General features: G+C 62.3%; 16 protein-coding genes. 11 read left to right on the top strand and 5 right to left on the bottom strand.

The window, feature by feature from the left end; genetic code table 11:
- Nucleotides 1-110 precede the first annotated feature (110 nt).
- Nucleotides 111-521 (bottom strand): hypothetical protein, encoded by a 411-nt coding sequence (locus tag P0D73_RS20685; protein WP_408432718.1) that lies wholly within the window; start codon nucleotides 519-521, stop codon nucleotides 111-113.
- Between the two features lie 390 nt (nucleotides 522-911).
- Between P0D73_RS20685 and P0D73_RS20680 the strand changes: the two genes are divergently transcribed.
- From P0D73_RS20680 to P0D73_RS20670, 3 genes are read left to right on the top strand one after another with little or no spacing between them, the layout of a single operon-like run.
- On the top strand, nucleotides 912-1,838 hold the full coding sequence (locus tag P0D73_RS20680; protein WP_132383256.1) for an ABC transporter ATP-binding protein: 927 nt from the start codon (nucleotides 912-914) through the stop codon (nucleotides 1,836-1,838).
- A complete protein-coding gene (locus tag P0D73_RS20675) occupies nucleotides 1,835-2,596 on the top strand; it encodes an ABC transporter permease (RefSeq protein WP_132382060.1) in 762 nt (253 codons plus the stop codon). The genes P0D73_RS20680 and P0D73_RS20675 overlap by 4 nt, the downstream gene beginning before the upstream one ends.
- Nucleotides 2,597-2,653: 57 nt before the next feature.
- A complete protein-coding gene (locus P0D73_RS20670) occupies nucleotides 2,654-4,069 on the top strand; it encodes an amidase (RefSeq protein WP_408176928.1) in 1,416 nt (471 codons plus the stop codon).
- Between the two features lie 129 nt (nucleotides 4,070-4,198).
- On the opposite strand, the gene P0D73_RS20665 is transcribed toward P0D73_RS20670, so the two are convergent.
- Nucleotides 4,199-5,200, bottom strand: coding sequence for a helix-turn-helix transcriptional regulator (locus P0D73_RS20665; RefSeq protein WP_408176929.1), 1,002 nt, complete (start codon nucleotides 5,198-5,200; stop codon nucleotides 4,199-4,201).
- A gap of 182 nt (nucleotides 5,201-5,382) precedes the next feature.
- On the opposite strand from P0D73_RS20665, the gene P0D73_RS20660 reads away from it, so the two are divergent.
- The 4 genes from P0D73_RS20660 (at nucleotide 5,383) to P0D73_RS20645 (ending at nucleotide 11,861) form a co-directional block, all read left to right on the top strand.
- On the top strand, nucleotides 5,383-6,294 hold the full coding sequence (locus tag P0D73_RS20660; protein WP_408432715.1) for a helix-turn-helix domain-containing protein: 912 nt from the start codon (nucleotides 5,383-5,385) through the stop codon (nucleotides 6,292-6,294).
- Between the two features lie 481 nt (nucleotides 6,295-6,775).
- A complete protein-coding gene (locus P0D73_RS20655) occupies nucleotides 6,776-7,201 on the top strand; it encodes a DUF3830 family protein (protein WP_132382068.1) in 426 nt (141 codons plus the stop codon).
- Nucleotides 7,202-7,506: 305 nt separating this feature from the next.
- Entirely contained in the window at nucleotides 7,507-8,727 is a 1,221-nt protein-coding gene (locus P0D73_RS20650; RefSeq protein ID WP_408432713.1) for a sensor histidine kinase, read from the top strand.
- 365 nt (nucleotides 8,728-9,092) lie between these two features.
- Nucleotides 9,093-11,861 (top strand): YadA-like family protein, encoded by a 2,769-nt coding sequence (locus tag P0D73_RS20645; RefSeq protein WP_408176933.1) that lies wholly within the window; start codon nucleotides 9,093-9,095, stop codon nucleotides 11,859-11,861.
- 197 nt (nucleotides 11,862-12,058) lie between these two features.
- Here the strand turns inward: P0D73_RS20645 and P0D73_RS20640 are convergent, their stop codons facing one another.
- The 3 genes from P0D73_RS20640 to shiA all read right to left on the bottom strand — a co-directional run bounded on the left by P0D73_RS20640 (nucleotide 12,059) and on the right by shiA (nucleotide 15,276).
- The gene (locus tag P0D73_RS20640) at nucleotides 12,059-12,187 is read right to left on the bottom strand and encodes an MFS transporter small subunit (protein WP_408176934.1); all 129 of its coding nucleotides are present in this window, start codon (nucleotides 12,185-12,187) and stop codon (nucleotides 12,059-12,061) included.
- A 10-nt stretch (nucleotides 12,188-12,197) separates the two neighbouring features.
- The gene (locus tag P0D73_RS20635) at nucleotides 12,198-13,601 is read right to left on the bottom strand and encodes an L-lactate MFS transporter (protein WP_408176935.1); all 1,404 of its coding nucleotides are present in this window, start codon (nucleotides 13,599-13,601) and stop codon (nucleotides 12,198-12,200) included.
- 355 nt (nucleotides 13,602-13,956) lie between these two features.
- Complete coding sequence (gene shiA / locus P0D73_RS20630) at nucleotides 13,957-15,276, bottom strand: shikimate transporter (protein ID WP_408432710.1); 1,320 nt, start codon at nucleotides 15,274-15,276, stop codon at nucleotides 13,957-13,959.
- A 362-nt stretch (nucleotides 15,277-15,638) separates the two neighbouring features.
- Between shiA and P0D73_RS20625 the strand changes: the two genes are divergently transcribed.
- The 4 genes from P0D73_RS20625 to frc all read left to right on the top strand — a co-directional run bounded on the left by P0D73_RS20625 (nucleotide 15,639) and on the right by frc (nucleotide 18,455).
- Nucleotides 15,639-15,857, top strand: a complete 219-nt coding sequence (locus P0D73_RS20625) for a hypothetical protein (protein WP_132382080.1) — start codon at nucleotides 15,639-15,641, stop codon at nucleotides 15,855-15,857.
- On the top strand, nucleotides 15,835-16,554 hold the full coding sequence (locus tag P0D73_RS20620; protein WP_132382082.1) for a GntR family transcriptional regulator: 720 nt from the start codon (nucleotides 15,835-15,837) through the stop codon (nucleotides 16,552-16,554). Before P0D73_RS20625 ends, P0D73_RS20620 begins: the two co-directional genes overlap by 23 nt.
- Before the next feature lie 427 nt (nucleotides 16,555-16,981).
- Nucleotides 16,982-17,185, top strand: coding sequence for a hypothetical protein (locus P0D73_RS20615; protein WP_408176938.1), 204 nt, complete (start codon nucleotides 16,982-16,984; stop codon nucleotides 17,183-17,185).
- 22 nt (nucleotides 17,186-17,207) lie between these two features.
- Nucleotides 17,208-18,455, top strand: a complete 1,248-nt coding sequence (gene frc, locus P0D73_RS20610; RefSeq protein ID WP_106282483.1) for a formyl-CoA transferase — start codon at nucleotides 17,208-17,210, stop codon at nucleotides 18,453-18,455.
- Nucleotides 18,456-18,479: the final 24 nt, after the last annotated feature.

Raw genomic sequence — 18,479 nt, 5'->3', positions numbered from 1 at the left:
TCTTTTCCCCCCCGTCACTCGCTTCCCAAAACCCTTGGGGGGGCGGCGCGTGCCCGGGCCCCCCCCGCCAAGGTTCGAACCGGGTGACTCAATACATTAGCAGCCGTGTTTTACTGGCCGTTTTGCATCGTGCCGCCGGTTCCTTTATTCATGCCATTACCGGTGCCGCCGCGCGTTCCGTTGTTCATGCCGTTACCCGTGCCGCTGTTCGATCGGTTCATCGATGGGCTATTCGGCGTCGCGCCGGTGCCGGTCCCGATGCCGCCGCCGGTGCCGGTCACGCCCGGCGAACCGTAGCCCGAATCGCTCGGGCTCTTCATCGATCCAGCGCCGACGCCGGGCGTTGCGGTCCCGCCCGCGCCACCGGTGGTGCCGCCGCCCGCGCCCACGCCGGTACCGCCACCGCCCGCACCTCCGCCGCCCGCACCTCCGCCGCCACCGGCGCCAGCCTGCGCATAAGCGCCGCCCGACAGTGCTATCACGAGCGCCGAAGCGAAAATTGTCTTGGTAATGCGTTTCATGGTTCACCTCCATAGAGTCGGTTTGATGTCACGCAAGCGCCTGTCGCTCACATGCATGGACTGCCGCAAGCGGTGTGCCTCGCTTGAGCGTGTTCCGCTCGAACATGGGGCCGCGGCAGCATGCCGGTGATCGAGCATGGGGCGTTCCCGGCGTCGCGTGATCAAACCGATATGGAAACCGAACTATTTTGCAGTGCAGCGAAACCGATTCAGCGTGCGCGTCTTGCCATGCCGTTGCGGCCCGCCGTTCGTCCACCTCGACCCCACGTGGTTTCGGTGCGCTGCCGGGATGCGCTGCACGCTTTCGTACTTTCCATTACATTGCGGGTGCGGTGGCGCTTTAGCATCGCTCCCTCTAATCAAACAACGGTGTCTGCCATCGTCGATTCCATGCAGCCAATCGTCTCAGTCACGAACCTGTCGAAAACCTATGCCACTGGTTTTCATGCACTCAAAAACATCAATCTGGCCATCAACCGCGGGGAAATCTTCGCCTTGCTCGGTCCGAACGGCGCGGGCAAAACGACCCTCATCAGCATCATCTGCGGCATCGTCAACGCAAGCGTTGGCAGCGTGACGGTGGACGGCCGCGACATCGCGACCGACTATCGCGGCGCGCGCTCGCTGATCGGCCTCGTGCCGCAGGAGTTGACCACCGACTCGTTCGAAACCGTCTGGGCGACCGTCTCGTTCAGCCGCGGACTGTTCGGCAAGCCGAAAAACCCGGCCTACGTCGAAAAGGTGTTGCGCGACCTGTCGCTGTGGGAAAAGCGCGATAGCAAGATCATCACGCTCTCGGGCGGCATGAAGCGGCGTGTGCTGATCGCCAAGGCGCTCTCGCACGAACCGCGTGTGCTGTTCCTCGACGAACCGACCGCCGGCGTGGACGTGGAGTTGCGCCGCGACATGTGGAAGCTGGTGCGCTCGCTCGCCGAGAGCGGCGTGACGATCATCCTCACCACGCACTATATCGACGAGGCCGAGGAAATGGCCGACCGCATCGGCGTGATCAGCGGCGGTGAGATCATGCTGGTGGAAGAGAAAACGGAGCTGATGCGCAAGCTCGGCAAGAAGCAGTTGACGCTGCAACTGGAGAGCCCGCTCGCGCAAGTGCCGGTCTCGCTGACCGGCTATGGGCTCGACGTCGCGAAGGGCGGCACCGAGCTGATCTACACCTACGAAGGCGAGGGCGGCCGCACCGACATCATCGCGCTGCTCAAGGCGCTCGACGACGCCGGCATCCGCTTCAAGGACCTGCACACCACGCAAAGTTCGCTCGAAGACATCTTCGTCAGTCTGCTCCGAGGTGACCAATGAATATCTACGCAATTCGCGCGATCTACAAGTTCGAGATGGCGCGCACCTGGCGCACGCTGATGCAGAGCATCATCGCGCCGGTGATTTCGACTTCGCTTTACTTCGTCGTGTTCGGCGCGGCGATCGGTTCGCGCATCAAGGAAGTGGACGGCATCAGTTACGGCGCGTTTATCGTGCCGGGTTTGATCATGCTGTCGCTGCTGTCGCAAAGCATTTCGAATGCGTCGTTCGGGATTTACTTTCCGCGCTTTACGGGCACCATTTACGAGTTGTTGTCGGCGCCGGTTTCGTATCTGGAAATCGTCGTGAGTTACGTGGGCGCGGCGGCCACCAAATCGATTCTGCTCGGGCTGATCATTCTTGCGACCGCGGGCTTGTTCGTGCCGCTGCAAGTGCAGCATCCGTTCTGGATGATCCTGTTTCTCGTGCTCACGGCGGTCACGTTCAGTCTGCTCGGTTTTATTATCGGCATCTGGGCGGATAGCTTCGAGAAGCTGCAGCTCGTGCCGCTCCTGATCATCACGCCGCTGACTTTTCTCGGCGGCAGTTTCTATGCGGTCAATATGCTGCCGCCGTTCTGGAGGGTCGTGACGCTGTTCAACCCGATCGTCTATCTGGTGAGCGGATTTCGCTGGAGCTTTTATGGTCTCGCCGATGTGAATGTCGAGGTGAGCCTCGGCATGACCGCGCTTTTTCTGGCGGTGTTTTTGTTGATCGTTGCGTGGATCTTCAAGACCGGTTATCGGCTCAAGACCTGATAGTGCACCCGTCATGCGAAACTCACGGATGCCCCCAACACGGAGCCGGTAGCCATTATGTCCGTCGATCTCAGTCTGATTGAGCGAAGCGCGTGCGAAGTCGTCGATCTGTTGCGTGAGGAAGCGGTGAGTCCGCACGACCTGCTCGACACGCTCGCCGCGCAGGTCGCGCGCGTCGAACCGCAGGTCAACGCGCTGCCCACGCTCTGTTTCGAGCGTGCGCACGCGCATGCCGATGCGCTGCTGAAGAAGCCCGTGGCCGAGCGCGGCTTGCTGTGCGGCCTGCCGGTGCCGATCAAGGATCTGACCGACGTGGCGGGCGTGCGCACCACACGCGGATCGCTGGTCTACCGCGACCGTGTGCCGGAAACGTCGGATGCCGGCGTGACCTTGCTCGAAGCACGCGGCGGCGTGGTCTACGCAAAATCCAACACGCCGGAGTTCGGCTCCGGCGGCCATACGTATAACAGCGTGTTCGGCGTGACGCGCAATCCGTGGGACCTGTCGCGTTCGGCGGGCGGCTCGTCCGGCGGCGCGGCGGCCGCGCTGGCGTCAGGCACCGCGTGGGTCGCGCAGGGCTCCGATCTGGCGGGGTCGCTGCGCACGCCGTCTGCGTTCTGCGGCGTTGTCGGCATACGTCCGACGCCGGGTCGCGTCTCGTACGGCCCGGTGGCCAATCCCTACGACACACTCGGCATTCACGGGCCGATGGCGCGCAACGTGACCGACGCGGCGCTGCTGCTCGACGCGATGTGCGGCGAAGTCGACGGCGCGCCGTTGTCGCTGCGTGAGCCGGCGGCCTCGTTCCTCGAGCATGCGCGCCGGCCGCAACGGCCAGCGCGTGTGGCATTCAGCGAAGGACTCGGCATCGCCACCGTCGAGCCGGAAATCCTGGCGATCTGCCGCAAGACGATGGATCGGCTCGCGGCGGCGGGCGTCGGCGTGGAGGAGAGCGATCTCGACCTGAGCGCGGCGACACAGGCGTTTCACACGCTGCGCGGCATTGCCTACGCGACGAACTACGAAGACGTGCTGGCGCAGCACCGCGACGTGCTGAATCCCAACGTGATCTGGAACATCGAGTTCGGTCTGCAACTGGACAACCGTGCGATGCGTTCGGCGCAGCGCACCCGTGCGGAACTCTTCTACAAGCTGAATGCACTGCTGCAGCGCCATGACGTGCTGATCTGTCCGGCCTCGATCGTGCTGCCGTTTCCGGTCGAAGCACGCGATATCCGTGACGCGGTCGGCCAGCACTTCGAGACCTACATCGACTGGCTCGCGATCACTTATGCACTGACGCTCACCGGCATGCCGGTCATGGCGATTCCGTGCGGGATGAGCGCGAGCGGGCTGCCTGTCGGCATCCAGATCGTCGGTAAGCCGCGTGGCGAGGCGGCGTTGCTCTCGGCGGCGAGCGCGATCGAAGAGATCATCGGCACGTGGGCCACGGGCAAGCCGCCAGTCTTTTGAACGTCAACCTGCGTACGATGCGCGGCGTGTGAGCCGCGTGAGGAAAAGGGTTGAGGGCCGGGTGAGGCGTGCGTGAAGATCGCGCCGTGGCCGGCACCCGAACGGGCATGCCGGCCGCGACGCCAGCCTCTACGTCACATACGCCTGCGCGACGTTGATCAACTGCACGCGGTTGCGCACGTTGAACAACTGCCGCAGACGGCGCAAGTGGTAGTCGACGTTATGCGGCGACAGCCCGAGGAAGTAGGCAATCTCCTTGTCCCGCTGACCCTGCACGACCGCCTTCAGCACCGCATGCTGCAACTCGCTCAGCGTGACGCGCTGCTGCTGCGCGGGCGCGATGCCGATCACGCTCTTCGCGTGTGTCCAGATGAACTCGTGGATCGTGTGCGCGAACATCAGCGTCTCGGCCACGATCGATTCGGTCATCCAGCGCGGATTACCGATCTCCGAATTGAAGCACAGGCTCGCGCTCAGCTCCGGCTCGGGCAGCGGCATCTGCGTGAGAATGCCGCTTTTGCGCCCGGTCGCCTCCAGCAAGTCGATCAGCGCGCCGAGCCGTTCGCTGCGCATTTGCGCACGCGGCAGGTCGGCGCGCATGTCGGCCGTATTCCAGAGGAACGGCATGCCGGTCGGCGAGGCGAGTGCCACGCGCGGGTCGAGCTCGAAATAACGCTCGCGGAAATAGCGCGTGAGCCAGCTTTGCGACTCGTAGCTGGTCAGCACGAACATCGTCTTGTGATGCGCCGACGTGCGCGTGGCCGAATAGCTGAAAGAGTCGAAGCCGAGTTGCTTGATGCGCTGCCGCACGAATTCGATGCGGTCCTGCGCGCTGCCAAAACGCACCAGCGGACTGATGACCGGTGCGGCGCGGCGCGCCGCGGGCGAGGGTGTGCCGATCTCCTCCTCGGTGAAGAGTGTGAGAAAACCTGTGGGCGCCACGCCTGTTGCGGTGCGGCTGGATGCCCTGGATGCTTCAGCCGCGTGGGCTGATTTCTCGAGTTGCCGCGTGCCGGCCGGGTAAGCCGGTTGGGCGGTAACCGCCGAGTTGTATGCTGCCGACGCGTGCCCGGCTTCACCTTGCGGCGAGCCGGTCAGCCAATGCGGCAGCGTATCGCATTCGTGTTCCATGAAACGGTAGCTCCGGCGTTCGAAACGCGTGAAAGACGACAACCTGAATGATTAGCTATTTCCAAAAATTGCGGTAGCCGGTTCCTTGCTATCATTTTTGAGTTCTTGCTCCGACAGCGGATTGGCAACGCGGGTATGGCAGGGTTCACTCTTCATATGGCACCTCCCTGGGAATGGACGTGATGGCACGAATTCCAAAACTCACAACGACGCTCGCCTACAACCGCTACATGGCGGGCCAGAAACTGGTGTCGAGCGTGGATCGCCCGTGGCGGCACCTGGTGCTGCGTTCCTATCTCGAACCGGCCGAGCAGGAACTGCTGGAAGCGCCCGGCTTGCAGGACCTCACGCTGATGACCCTCGCGAGCGGCGCCGAGCACCTCGAGCGCAACCTGAACGGGCGCTGGGAAAGCGCCGATCTGCGGATGGGCGACGTCTGGTTCGTGCCGCCCGCGCCGATCTCGTGGCGCTGGCGTTCGATCAGCGATGAGCCGCTGTCGACCGTCCATTTGCACATCGAGCGCAGCCTGATCGACAGCGTCGCCGATCAGATGGAGCTCGGCGGCTCCCGCGAGCTGTCGCTCGGCGACGCGATGCGGTTTCGTGATCCGTTGATCGCCGCGATGCTTGCTGCATTGCATCGCGCCGCCGCCGATCCGGCCGACTCGCGCCTGTATGTCGATGCGCTGGTTCACGCGCTCGCCGCGCACGTGTTGCAGCACTATTCGCGCGGCCGCCCCGCGTTGGCCGGATTGCTGGCGCGCCCGGAACGCCTCGTGCCGCGCTGGATCCGCCGTGTAACCGATTACATTCGCGCCAATCTCGCCGAGGATCTGGCGATCAGCGAACTGGCCGCACAGGCGGGGTTAAGCAGCTTTCATTTTGCGCGTGTGTTTCGCCGCGAGACCGGCGAGACGCCGCATCAGTACGTATCGCGATTGCGGCTCGAGGAAGCGGCGCGGCTATTGCGTGCCACCGATCAGACCGTGCTGCAGATTGCGATCGCGGTTGGTTTCGAGAATGCCAGTCATTTCTCCGTGCAGTTCAAGCGTGACTACGGCGTGACGCCGCTCGCTTACCGGCTGCGCGGCTGAAGTACGGATTGCGCGGCTGGAAGTGGCCGGCTGGTCAGCCCGGCAATCGCGGGACGGCGGCGGACGGTTCGAGGCAGTCCGATGAGTACACTCGGAGCCTCGCCGCTTTCGTCGCCGGGCAATGCTGCGGCCCCTGTCTCTGACGGCAGACAGGGTTGGGTCGCCGGAAGGTACAGTCCGATGAGCCGCCTTGGGGGAATCACGCACTTTGCGCAGTGTGCTGCGCATTGCGCGGCTTGCAAACTACGAACTTTCGTGGCGCTCGGGCGGTTGGACCTGGCATGCGTGTGCCGTTGTGGCTTGCCGGGCGGTATTCGCACAAGAAAACAGTACTGGTCCAACTGGCCTGACCAGTCGAACGGCAACTGTATCTGTCGAAGCCTTGCATCGGACGACAGAATGATGTGCCTACGGCCTGGCTCCGCCTTGCGTCAAACCTCCGACCGACCACTCCATTCACCCTCACACTGGAAACCTGGCGATGACCCGACTCCGAATCACCTCCTGTGGCCATGTCTTTACCGCCGAAACCCATCCGGACGCGCCGCAAACCGTGGCCGCCTTCCTGAAGCTCCTGCCGTACCGGCAGAAGATCATTCATGTGCGCTGGAGCGGCGAAGGCTGCTGGGTGCCGCTTGGCGACTTCAAGCTCGAGAACGACGGCGCGGCGGTCGGCTTCGAAAATCACACGAGCCATCCGTCGGTCGGCGACATCCTGTTCTACCCCGGCGGCTACAGCGAAACCGAGATCATTCTCGCGTACGGTTCGTGCTGCTTCGCGAGCAAACTGGGACAACTTGCGGGCAATCACTTCCTGACCATTGTCGAAGGCAAGGAGAAGCTGCGCGAACTCGGCACCAAGGTGTTGTGGGAAGGCGCGCAAGACGTGTTGTTCGAAAAGATCTGAAGCAGTGGCGCCGGGTCGCGCAAGGGGGAGACGTTCGGGCGGCTCTTGAGGGGACTTTCTTTGTGAGACCCTCACGGAGGCTTTCTTTGCGGCGCACTACTGCGGACGCGTCCTAACCCTGGTTAATTTTTATTCCATAAATCGCGCATACTGGAGGCGCCCGGGCGGCTTGTGAAGCGCTCACCTTCTGCCTCCTGAGCGCGGTTTGCAGTCCATGCGGACGCGTTAGGTACGCTCCGAAAGCAGTTCTTTGGAGCCGGCGCGGAACACCTATTTTCGCCGCCATGCGGCGCCAGGTCTCGCACATGACGGACTCGCACGTACTGCCGCTTACCGCTTTCGCCACACAGTTGCGCCTGCAACAGGTCGATCTGACCGAACGCTGGATGAAGGCCGTCTTTCACGACGCCGAATTGACCGAATCCGACCGGCTGACCTACGAGCAACTGGCCGATCACATCCCGAACATCCTCGACGAAATCTGCAGCGTGCTGGAGAACCAGGATCTCGACCATGTCGAGAGCGCGATCGAACGCGACGCGCGCCTGCACGGCAAATTGCGCTGGAAGCAGGGCTACCGGATCGACGAACTGGTGCGCGAGCTCGATCTGTTCCGGCAGATGCTGACCGGCGCGATCGTCGAATTCAGCGAAGCGCGGCCGTATTTCACGCGGCGTCATGAGGAGCGGGCGCGGCATTTCATCGACGAAGCCGTCAGCTTTGTCACGCTGACCTCGATCCGCGAGGTCGTCAACGAGCGCGACCGGAAGATCGACGACTACACCGGACGCCTCGAACGCGCGAATCACGAACTGACGCTCAAGCAACGGCTGGTCGGCGATCTGTACGAGTCGCGCATGCAGATCACGCGTAGCGTCGTGCACGATTTGCGCAACTTTCTCAACGTGTTTTCGATGGCGCTGCAACTGATCAGTCGCGCGCCGTCCAAGATCGAGACCGCGCTCGCGCTCGCGAACCGTCAGGCAGCCGATATGAAAACGCTGGTCGACGAACTGGTCGAATACTCGGTCGTGCTCGGCGACGACAGTCCCCTCGTGCTGGAAACCTTCGCGCTGCGCGAGCTGTTCGACGAACTGGTGATTTCGTGCGAAAGCGCGATCGAAGCGAAAGGGCTGCGCCTTCTGACTGCCTTTGACGGGGCGTTGGATGTGGTCGTCTCCAATCGACTCAAACTCAAGCAGGTCGCGCTCAACCTGTTGACCAACGCGGCCAAATACACGAAGGCCGGGCAGGTCGAATTGAGCATGACGGCCGCGGAGGACGATCGCTGGCGCCTGCGCGTGTCGGATACGGGGGTGGGCATCGGCGCGTCGGACCGGGAACGCGTGTTCAAGGAGTTCGAGCGCGCCGCCGATGACGACGTTCCGGGCGCCGGGCTGGGCCTCGCGATCGTCAAGGAACTGTGCCGGGTGCTGGAGGGCGAAATTCGTTTCGACTCGCAGGAAGGCGAAGGGACGATCTTCGAGATCAGTTTTCCGATGCGCTTGCAGGCGGTGGATGGGTAATAGCGTTATTCGGCGTTTGTCCGTTTAAGGGTTTTGGCCGTAATTCTTAATTGACCAATCCATTATTTAAGAATAACTGAACCTCCGCTTAATCCCGCCTAATGCACAGTCCGTGCACATTGAGACGTTTGGCATTTCGCGTCTTAAATGGACTACGCCTTTGAGCTAATTTGAGCTAAAAAATAGCTTTTAAGAATTTGCCGTATTCCGCGTAATCGCGGCATGGCGGCAAACTGTGCGCTTCGCTTTTGTCGGCCAAGTGAAAGCGCAATGCCATCTCAAGTTTTTACTGATTTCTCTTTAATAGTTAGGATGACATAAGAAAAATCTTGGCCTACGAGGCTTTAAGAAAAAGATTGGGAGGAATGTTGAACAAGTCTTATAGGACCGTATGGAACAACGCGACCCGCACCTACGCGGCGGCGTCCGAGGTGGCGAAAAGTCGCGGTGCGAAAGGGGCTTCGGTACGCGGAGCGCTGATGGCCGCCGGAACCAGTCTGTTTGGCGTCCTGGTGGTGGCTTCGCCTGCGAGAGCGGCGGAGGAGTCGCCCAACCCGATCATGAATGCGCCTGTCCAATGGGACGTCGACACGCTGACGACCGTCTCCCAGCCGCCCGAATCCGGCGCGGCCCGTTCGAAAACGCTGACTCTGGGAGCCGCCGCGTTGACGGACGCAGTACCGGTCACCCAATACATTGCTGTGAGTTCGTTCACTACGCCGGCTTTGACGACGTCCGCGTCGGGGGGAGAAAACGCAATGGCGATTGGCGTCGGTGCGATGGCCATCGACGACAATGCGCTCGCAGTCGGTACGAGTTCCGGCGCTGCGCGTAGCAACACGACCGCGGTCGGCGCGGGCGCAGCAGCGTTGGCGCCTTATGCGACGGTGGTGGGCGCCGGCGCGACGTCCAACTATTTCGCCGAGAATGGTGTTGCAATCGGCTACATGGCAGCCGTTCAGAATGTCAACGCGGTGGCTATCGGGACAAACGTCCAGACGGACGCGGTAGACTCGATCGCAGCCGGCAGCGGTGCCTGGATCACGGCGGCCGCAGCGAAAGCGATCGCGTTCGGTTCCGGCTCGAAGGCTACCGCAGCGGGTTCCGTAGCGCTCGGTGCGGATTCCGTCGCGGACCGATCGAATACCGTCTCAGTCGGCAATGCCGCGCTGCAACGGCAGATCACCAATGTTGCAGCCGGTATCCAGGGTAACGATGCCGCTAACGTCACACAGTTGAAGGGCATGGCGGCCGTACTGGGAGGCGGCACGGACGTTGCCGCTGACGGAACGATCGCAAAGCCTGTCTACAAAGTCAGCGGGAAGATATACAACGACGTCGGCTCCGCGCTCGCGGCCGCCGTCACGACCAGTACTCAGGCCAGCGCGGATTCTGTCCAGTACGATTCGAGCTCACACAGCGCCGTCACGTTGGGCGGCACCGCCGCGCCGGTTCGGCTCACCAACGTGCGCGCCGCGAATCTCGCTGCCAACAGTTCGGACGCCGTCAACGGCGCGCAGCTGTTCACCACGAATCAGGCCGTCGCGCAGAACACGGGCAGCATCACGAACCTCGATCAGCGCGTTACGGATAACACGACGAACATCAGTAATCTCGACCAGCGCGTCACCGACAACACGACGAACATCAGCAACCTCGATCAGCGCACCACGACGATCGAAGGCGACGTGAACAACATCACCAACCAGATCACCAATGGCGAGATCGGGCTCGTTCAGCAGGATCAGACGTCGCGTATTCTCACCGTGGCGAAAGGCACGGATGGCGCCCGCGTCGATTTCACCGGTACCGGCGGCGCACGCGAGCTGACCGGGATTGCGGCGGGCACCACCGATGCATCCGCGGTCAATCTCGGCCAGTTCAAACCGATGGTGGCCGCGTTGGGCGGCGGCGCCCAGATCAACGCCGACGGTTCTGTGACCGGCCCGAGCTATCACATGCAGGGCGGCACGCAAACCACCGTCGGCGACGCGCTCGGCTCGCTCGACAACGGCCTCACCACCTTGCAGCAGAACATGGCGACCGGCGGGATCGGCATGATCACGCAGGATCCGGTGTCGCGTGTCATCAATGTCGGTGCAATCACGGACGGCAATCTGATCAACCTGGCCGGCACGGCGGGCAACCGCGTCGTCACAGGCGTGGCAGCCGGCGTGGTCGCTCCGGCCAGCAGCGACGCGGTCAACGGTTCGCAACTGTATGCGCAGTCGGCGGGCACGGCGGTGGCGCTCGGCGGCGGGTCGACCGTCAACGCGGACGGATCGGTGACGGCGCCGTCGTATCGCGTGGGCGGCACGGTCGTGAACAACGTCGGCAACGCGATTACCAACCTGGATGGCCGCGTCACGCAGAACAGCAGCGACATTGCCGGCCTGCAGACCACCGTTGGCAACCTTGGCGGGGCGGTCGCGAATGCGGTGCAGTACGACAGTTCGGCGCATGACAGGATCACGCTCGGCGGCACGGCGGCCAATGCGCCGAAAGTACAGCTGACCAATCTGCAGGACGGCACGCTATCGGCCACCAGTACCGATGCAGTGACCGGTGCTCAACTCTGGAACACCAATCAGACTGTCAGCAGTCTTAGTCAGCAGATCAACGTGGTGCAGAACAGTCAGACCACTGGCAGTCCCTATGTCGCCGTCAGCAGTTCTGGTAACGCGGCTCAGGCGATCGGCAACGGTTCGGTGGCGATTGGCGGCGGCGCCAAAGCGTCCGCGCCGAACTCGGTGGCGATCGGCGAGGGCTCGGTAGCCGATGTGACGAACACGGTGTCTGTCGGCTCGTCCGGCAGCGAGCGCCGCATCACCAACGTCGCGGCAGGCCAGACGCCCACCGATGCAGTGAATATGCAGCAGTTCCAGGGCGGCCTGAGCAACATAGCACGCGCCGCCTACACCGGAACGGCGTCCGCGATTGCATTGACCATGGTGCCGGAAGTGGACGCGACCAAAAATCTCGCGATCGGTGTCGGAACGGCCGGGTATAAGGGCTATCAGGCCGTAGCGGTCGGCGTGTCGGCGCGTGTCACGCAGAACCTGAAAGTGAAGCTGGGTGCCGGCATTAGCTCAGCCACGACGACAGTGGGTGCCGGTGCGGCCTACCAGTGGTAACGCAAGGGGGTTATTCGCCGCACCCGAGCGGCGCGGGCATCAATTCCGCCACGACCGCGCTCACGGCCGGCGCGGTGTCCCAATGGCAACAGGGAGACGGGAGATCGGCGCGTTCGACATGCGCCGGTAGACAGTCAACGAGTCATGCTCGATGCAAGCACCCCGCGCGCTGAACGCGCGGGGTTGCCATACGACATTTACTTGAAGAGCTTCATCGCCTGCGAGAGCGTATTGACCACGCCCCATGCCAGCGGCAGCGTCACATACAGCCAGAAGACGGCGAGTTTGGCCTTGCTGGTCTGATTCCCTGCTTGAACGGTCGACATACGAGTCTCCTTAAGCGCCTTTGGCGAGTTGTGCGTCGGTCATGTGGTGCTTGTCGTCCACGCGCTTGACCAGCAGGTTGCAGACGAAGCCGACTACAAGCAGCACGGCCATGATGTGAACGGTCATCGTGTAGGCGTCCGCCTTGGCGACGCCTTGCGCGACTTCATAGGCGCGAATGTAGTTCACCAGCACCGGACCGGCGACGCCCGCCGCGGCCCACGCCGTCAGCAGACGGCCGTGAATGCCGCCGACGAACGCCGTGCCGAACATGTCGGCGAGATACGCCGGCACGGTGGAAAAGCCGCCGCCGTACATCGTCAGGATCACGCAGTAGGCGAGCACGAAGAGAGCGATGTGACCCGACGCAGCGAAGCCCGGCACGAGGTAATACAGCACCGCGCCGAGCGCGAAGAAGATGAAGTAGGTGTTCTTGCGGCCGATCCAGTCCGACGCCGACGCCCACACGAAACGGCCGCCCATGTTGAAGAGCGACAGCAGGCCGACGAAACCGGCTGCCGCGGCTGCCGACACTGTGTCCTTGAAGCTCTCCTGAATCATCACCGAGGCCTGGCCGAGAATGCCGATGCCGGCCGTCACGTTCAGGAACAGCACGAGCCAGATCAGATAGAACTGTGGCGTCTTCAACGCCTGATCGATATGCACATGGTTGCGCGAGATCATCTTGCTCTGGCTGGTGGCGCTCGGCGTCCAGCCGGCCGGCTTCCAGTCCGCCGGCGGCACGCGGATCGCGAGTGCGCCGATCGTCATCGAGATGAAGTAGGCGATGCCGAGCACGACGAACGTCTCAGCCACGCCGATGCTGGTTGCGCTGCGAAAGTGGTTCATCAACGCCACCGACAACGGCGCGGCGATCATCGCGCCGCCGCCGAAGCCCATGATCGCCATGCCGGTCGCCATGCCGCGGCGGTCCGGGAACCAGCGGATCAGCGTGGACACCGGCGACACGTAGCCGAGGCCCAGCCCGATTCCGCCGATCACACCGTAGCCGAGATAGAGCAGCACGATCTGATGCAGATACACGCCGAGCGCGGAAACCAGGAAGCCGCCACCGAAGCAGCATGCGGCGGTCAACATCGTGCGGCGCGGGCCGACGCGTTCGAGCCACTTGCCGGCGAAGGCCGCCGACAAACCGAGGAACACGATCGCCAGCGAAAAGATCCAGCCGAGCGACGTCAGCGACCAGTCATCCGCGCTGGATTGCGTAATGCCGATGACCTTGGTCAGCGGGCCGTTGAACACCGAGAAGGCATACGCCTGGCCGATACAGAGGTGGACGGCAAGGGCCGCAGGCGGAACCATCCAGCGCGAAAAACCTGGCTTCGCAACGGTGGCCTGTTTTGAAAAGAAGGGGGCGGAGCCTGAATTCCCGCTAGGCTCGGTGATACTGCTCATGGTCGGTCTCCGGGGTGACGAATTAGTTGTTATCGGCGCTTCACACCAATGCTTTAGGTCTCGCGGCGTAAAAATTGTGGTTTTTGGTGCCGTCGATATATGTAATTAAGGTGCATATGGTGTGCACGAATTCGCGCCAAAATCAGCTTCGTCGAACGATAGGGCGCGATCAATCCCTTGGCAATATGAGATGCAAATGCATAAGGTGTTTGCCTGGTGAAACACGACCGTATTTTGTCGAATCGCGGCTTGGCAATGAGACTGTCCGGAATAAGCTACCGAACGCTCAATGCAAAGCGGGCCGGCAATGGCATCTTTCGCCGCGCCGGCCCGCTTATCAGTGATCGAGGGAAACTCAGTCGACGGTGCGTCCGGTCTTCATCTTGGCCGCCACGACCACCGAGATCAGGCAGCCGACGGCCAGATACGCCGCCACCGGGTGCCACGAGCCGCCGGCAAAGCTGACCAGCGCCACCGCGATGAACGGCGTGAAGCCGCCGCCGACCACGCTCGCCACCTGATAACCCACGCCCGCGCCGCTGTAACGGTACTCGGTGCCGAACAGTTCGGTGAACATGGGCTGCTGCACGCTCACCACCATGTCGTGCGCGATGTTGGCGAGCATGACGGCGAACACCACGATCCACACCGTCGAGCGTGCTTCGAGCGCGAGGAAGAACGGCACCGCGCTCAGCATGCCGACCAGCGCGCCGACGATATACACGCGGCGGCGGCCGAAACGGTCTGCCAGCAACGCGAAGCACGGGATCGTCACGCAACTCAGCGCGCCCACCAACAGACCGATGGTGAGGAAGAACTCGCGCGGCATATGCAGATTGGCCGTCGAGTAGTTCAGTGCGAATGCGGTCACGATATACATCGTGAACAACTCGGTCAGACGCAGTGCGATGATCAGCAGGAACGCCTTCGGGTGGCGCAGCAAGGCTTCGACGATCGGCAGGCGCACGCTGCGCTCACCGTGCTTGCCGACTTTTTCGACGAACTCCTTCGACTCTTCCATGCTCGAGCGGATCCACAGCGCGATCAGCACCAGCACCACGCTGAACAGGAAGGGCAGGCGCCAGCCCCAACTCAGGAACGAGGCGTTGTCCATCGAACGGCTGATCAGCGCGACCAGTCCGGTCGAGAGTACGAGGCCCACGCCGTAGCCGACTTGCACGCCGCTGCTATAGAACGCTTTCTTCTTCTCCGGCGCGCTTTCGACCGCCATCAATGCCGCGCCGCCCCATTCGCCGCCCACCGCGAAGCCCTGGATCGCGCGCAGGGTCACGAGCAGCACCGGCGCCCACCAGCCGATGGCGGAGAACGACGGCAGCAGGCCGATCGCGGCGGTCGACAGACCCATCATCATCACCGTGAGCACCAGCATGCGCTTGCGTCCGAGCCGGTCGCCGTAGTGTCCGAACACGAAGCCGCCGAGCGGACGGAACAGAACGCCGACGCCGAAGGTGGCGAACGCGGCCAGCGTGCCCATCGCCGGGCTGACTTTTGGGAAAAACTCGGAGTTGAAAACGAGCGCGGCGACGATGCCGTACAGCAGGAAGTCGTACCAGTCGACCACGGCGCCGACGAAGCTGCCGAGCGCCGCCTGGCGGGCCTGGCTGCGCGCCTTGCGGTTGTCGACCGTAGCGGCCGTCGGGATGGTGGTACTCATGACAATGTCTCCTTGAAACTCTCGGGCTGCTAGGGGCGGGCGGCGGACACTGGGCTGTGGCCGCTCGCGATCAATTGCAGGATGTGCGAAGGTTAATGATGCGGAGTCGATCCCACAATCCGCATCCGATAGAAATTGCGCGATCATCGGACGCGACTGCGCGAATAGCGCGCGTTTTGCGCGTTTACACCGAGCGCCATGCGTTCGTGCATGGCGATGAACCACCGGGAAGCAGCCCGTGCTACCGTGAGGATGTAATCCTGAAACAACAGTTATTGATATACTACATACGGAATATTGATTTTTGCGGCAATGCAGCATATGATTGAGTCATTCCTTCACTCAATCATTCGGAGTTACAAATGGAATTTGTTCCTCTTTCGCTGTTCGCCGCTGCTGTTGTTGGTTTGGGCTCTGCCGCCACTGTGCTGTTGACCCGCTGGATTCCGCGGCCGGTCGCCCAGCTTGCAGCGCAACATGGCCGCTTTGTCGGTCTGGGCGAGCAACGCGTGGCAGTGGCAACACCGTATCGTGCGCATGTTAAACAAGAGGCGATGAATGTCGTCAGAACTTCAAACTGAAACAGTGGCCACACCGTTGACGTTGTCATTGCAGCCGATCGGCGCGAGCGCGAGCTTGCGCGATCAGGCGTATGCGATGCTCCGCCAGGCCATTGCCGACGCGGACATCTATCAGAACCGCGAAGAAATCCGTCTCGACGAGCGGGTGCTGAGCGAGTCGCTCGGCGTCAGCCGCACGCCGGTGCGCGAGGCCATGACGCTGCTCGAACAGGAAGGTTTTTTGCGCATGGTGCCGCGGCGCGGCATCTATATCGTGCGCAAGAGCAAGCGCGAAATCGTCGAGATGATCCAGATGTGGGCCGCGCTCGAAAGCATGGCGGCGCGTCTTGCCACGCTGCACGCCACGGACGAGGAAATCGCCCGTCTGCGCCACATGTTCGACAACTTCCGCGACGCCACGCCGGCTGAGCACATCGCCGAGTATTCGGACGCCAATATCGCGTTTCACCAGGCAATCGTCGAGTTGTCCAAGTCGCAGATCATTCTCGACACGATCAAGAACATCTTTATCCACGTGCGCGCGATTCGCCGCATGACCATTTCGCAGAGCGACCGCGCGTCGCGCTCGATCGTCGATCATCTGCGCATTATCGAGGCGCTGGAGCAGCGGGATACCGAACTGGCCGAGCGTCTCACGCGTCAGCATTCGCTGGATCTGGCCGCCTTCGTCGAGGCGAATTGCGATTTTCTGGACTGATGACTGGCGGCCCAAGGGGAGTCTGATTGGCAAGTTGAACAAGAAGGGCCCGCGGTGGAGACACCGCGGGCTTTTTTGTTTGCCGCCAAACCAACGTGGCGCGGGCCGCACGAGCGATGCGGGATAAACCTCGCTTGACGGTCTTAGAAATATGGTATGTGATATATCAAACGACGCGAGACAACAACCGGCCTCGGTGTTTTCCCTCGAATCGAGGCGACGGCATCGGCACTTTTCCTCGTAACCCTTAGCAGACAAGCAAAAGCAGCAGAACACGAGCCACGAGCATCTGGAAATCCCGATTGATTGAATCTGATATATCACATACGGTATGGTCCAGCTGAGTGGAGTGCAAGGTCGAGACTGTTCGAAGCGGGCGAGTTCACCGATAACCCTTTTGCGTAACCGATTGACCCAGGAGCCGACTATGTCTGCAGTTGTGTCATCCCTGCACCCAGCCACGGACACGATGCGCGTGCTCACGCTCGAGCAGGAGGTGCGCACCGCCAGCGCCTTGCCGCGCGCTGCCCTCAAAGCGACCCATCGCACCGGCCGCCCGGCGGTCGTGAGCATCTGCGCTGACCCGAGCCCGTACGCGCTGGGGACCCGCAACCAGACCACATACCAATGAGCCACCCTTCAGGAGACAGGACATGAGCAAAGCACTCGACGGTGTGCGCATTCTCGACTTCACGCATGTGCAATCCGGGCCCACCTGCACGCAGCTGCTTGCATGGTTCGGCGCGGATGTGATCAAGGTGGAGCGGGCGGGCGCGGGCGACATCACGCGTGAGCAGTTGCGCGATATTCCCGACGTGGACAGCCTCTACTTCACGATGCTCAACCACAACAAGCGTTCCGTCACGATCGATACGAAGAATCCTGAAGGCAAGCAGGTGCTCGAAGCGCTGATCCAGAAATGCGACGTGCTGGTGGAGAACTTCGCGCCGGGCGCGCTGGACCGCATGGGCTTCACGTGGGAGCGGATTCAGGAGTTGAATCCGCGCATGATCGTCGCGTCGGTGAAGGGCTTCGGTCCTGGGCCGTACGAGGACTGCAAGGTCTACGAGAACGTCGCGCAATGCGCGGGCGGTGCGGCTTCGACCACCGGCTTCGACGACGGCCCGCCGGTTGTAACGGGCGCGCAGATCGGCGACAGCGGGACCGGCTTGCATCTGGCGCTCGGCATCGTCACGGCGCTTTATCAGCGCACGCACAGCGGACGCGGTCAGCGCGTACTCGCCGCGATGCAGGACGGCGTGCTCAATCTGTGCCGCGTGAAGCTGCGCGATCAGCAGCGGCTCGAACGCACCGGCGTGATGAAAGAGTATCCGCAATATCCGAACGGAGAGTTCGGTGAGGCGGTGCCGCGCGCGGGCAATGCGTCGGGCGGCGGTCAGCCGGGCTGGATCCTGAAATGCAAGGGCTGGGAGACGGACCCCAACGCGTATATCTACTTCATCACGCAGGCGCCGGTGTGGGCCAAGATCTGCAACGTGATCGGCAAGGAGGAGTGGGCCACGGATCCCAACTACGCGACGCCCGCCGCGCGTCTGCCGCACCTGAAGGATATCTTCGCCGAGATCGAGCGCTGGACCATGACGAAGACCAAGTTCGAGGCCATGCAGATTCTCAACAAGTACGACATTCCGTGCGGACCGATTCTGTCGATGAAGGAAATCGCCGAGGAACCGTCGTTGCGCAAAACCGGCACGATTGTCGAAGTGGATCACCCGACTCGCGGCAAGTATCTGACGGTTGGTAATCCTATCAAACTGTCCGATAGTCCGACCGAGGTCACGCGCTCACCGTTGCTCGGTGAACATACCGACGAAGTCATGGCCGAACTCGGCTATTCGCCTGAGCAGGTCAGTGCATTGCGCACTGCCGGCGCGATCTAGGCCTGATCCAGGCAAATACGGAGC

The organism is Paraburkholderia sp. RL18-101-BIB-B (assembly GCF_046026985.1).
Classification (GTDB): Bacteria; Pseudomonadota; Gammaproteobacteria; order Burkholderiales; family Burkholderiaceae; genus Paraburkholderia.
This window is presented reverse-complemented; position numbering and strand designations above follow the sequence as displayed.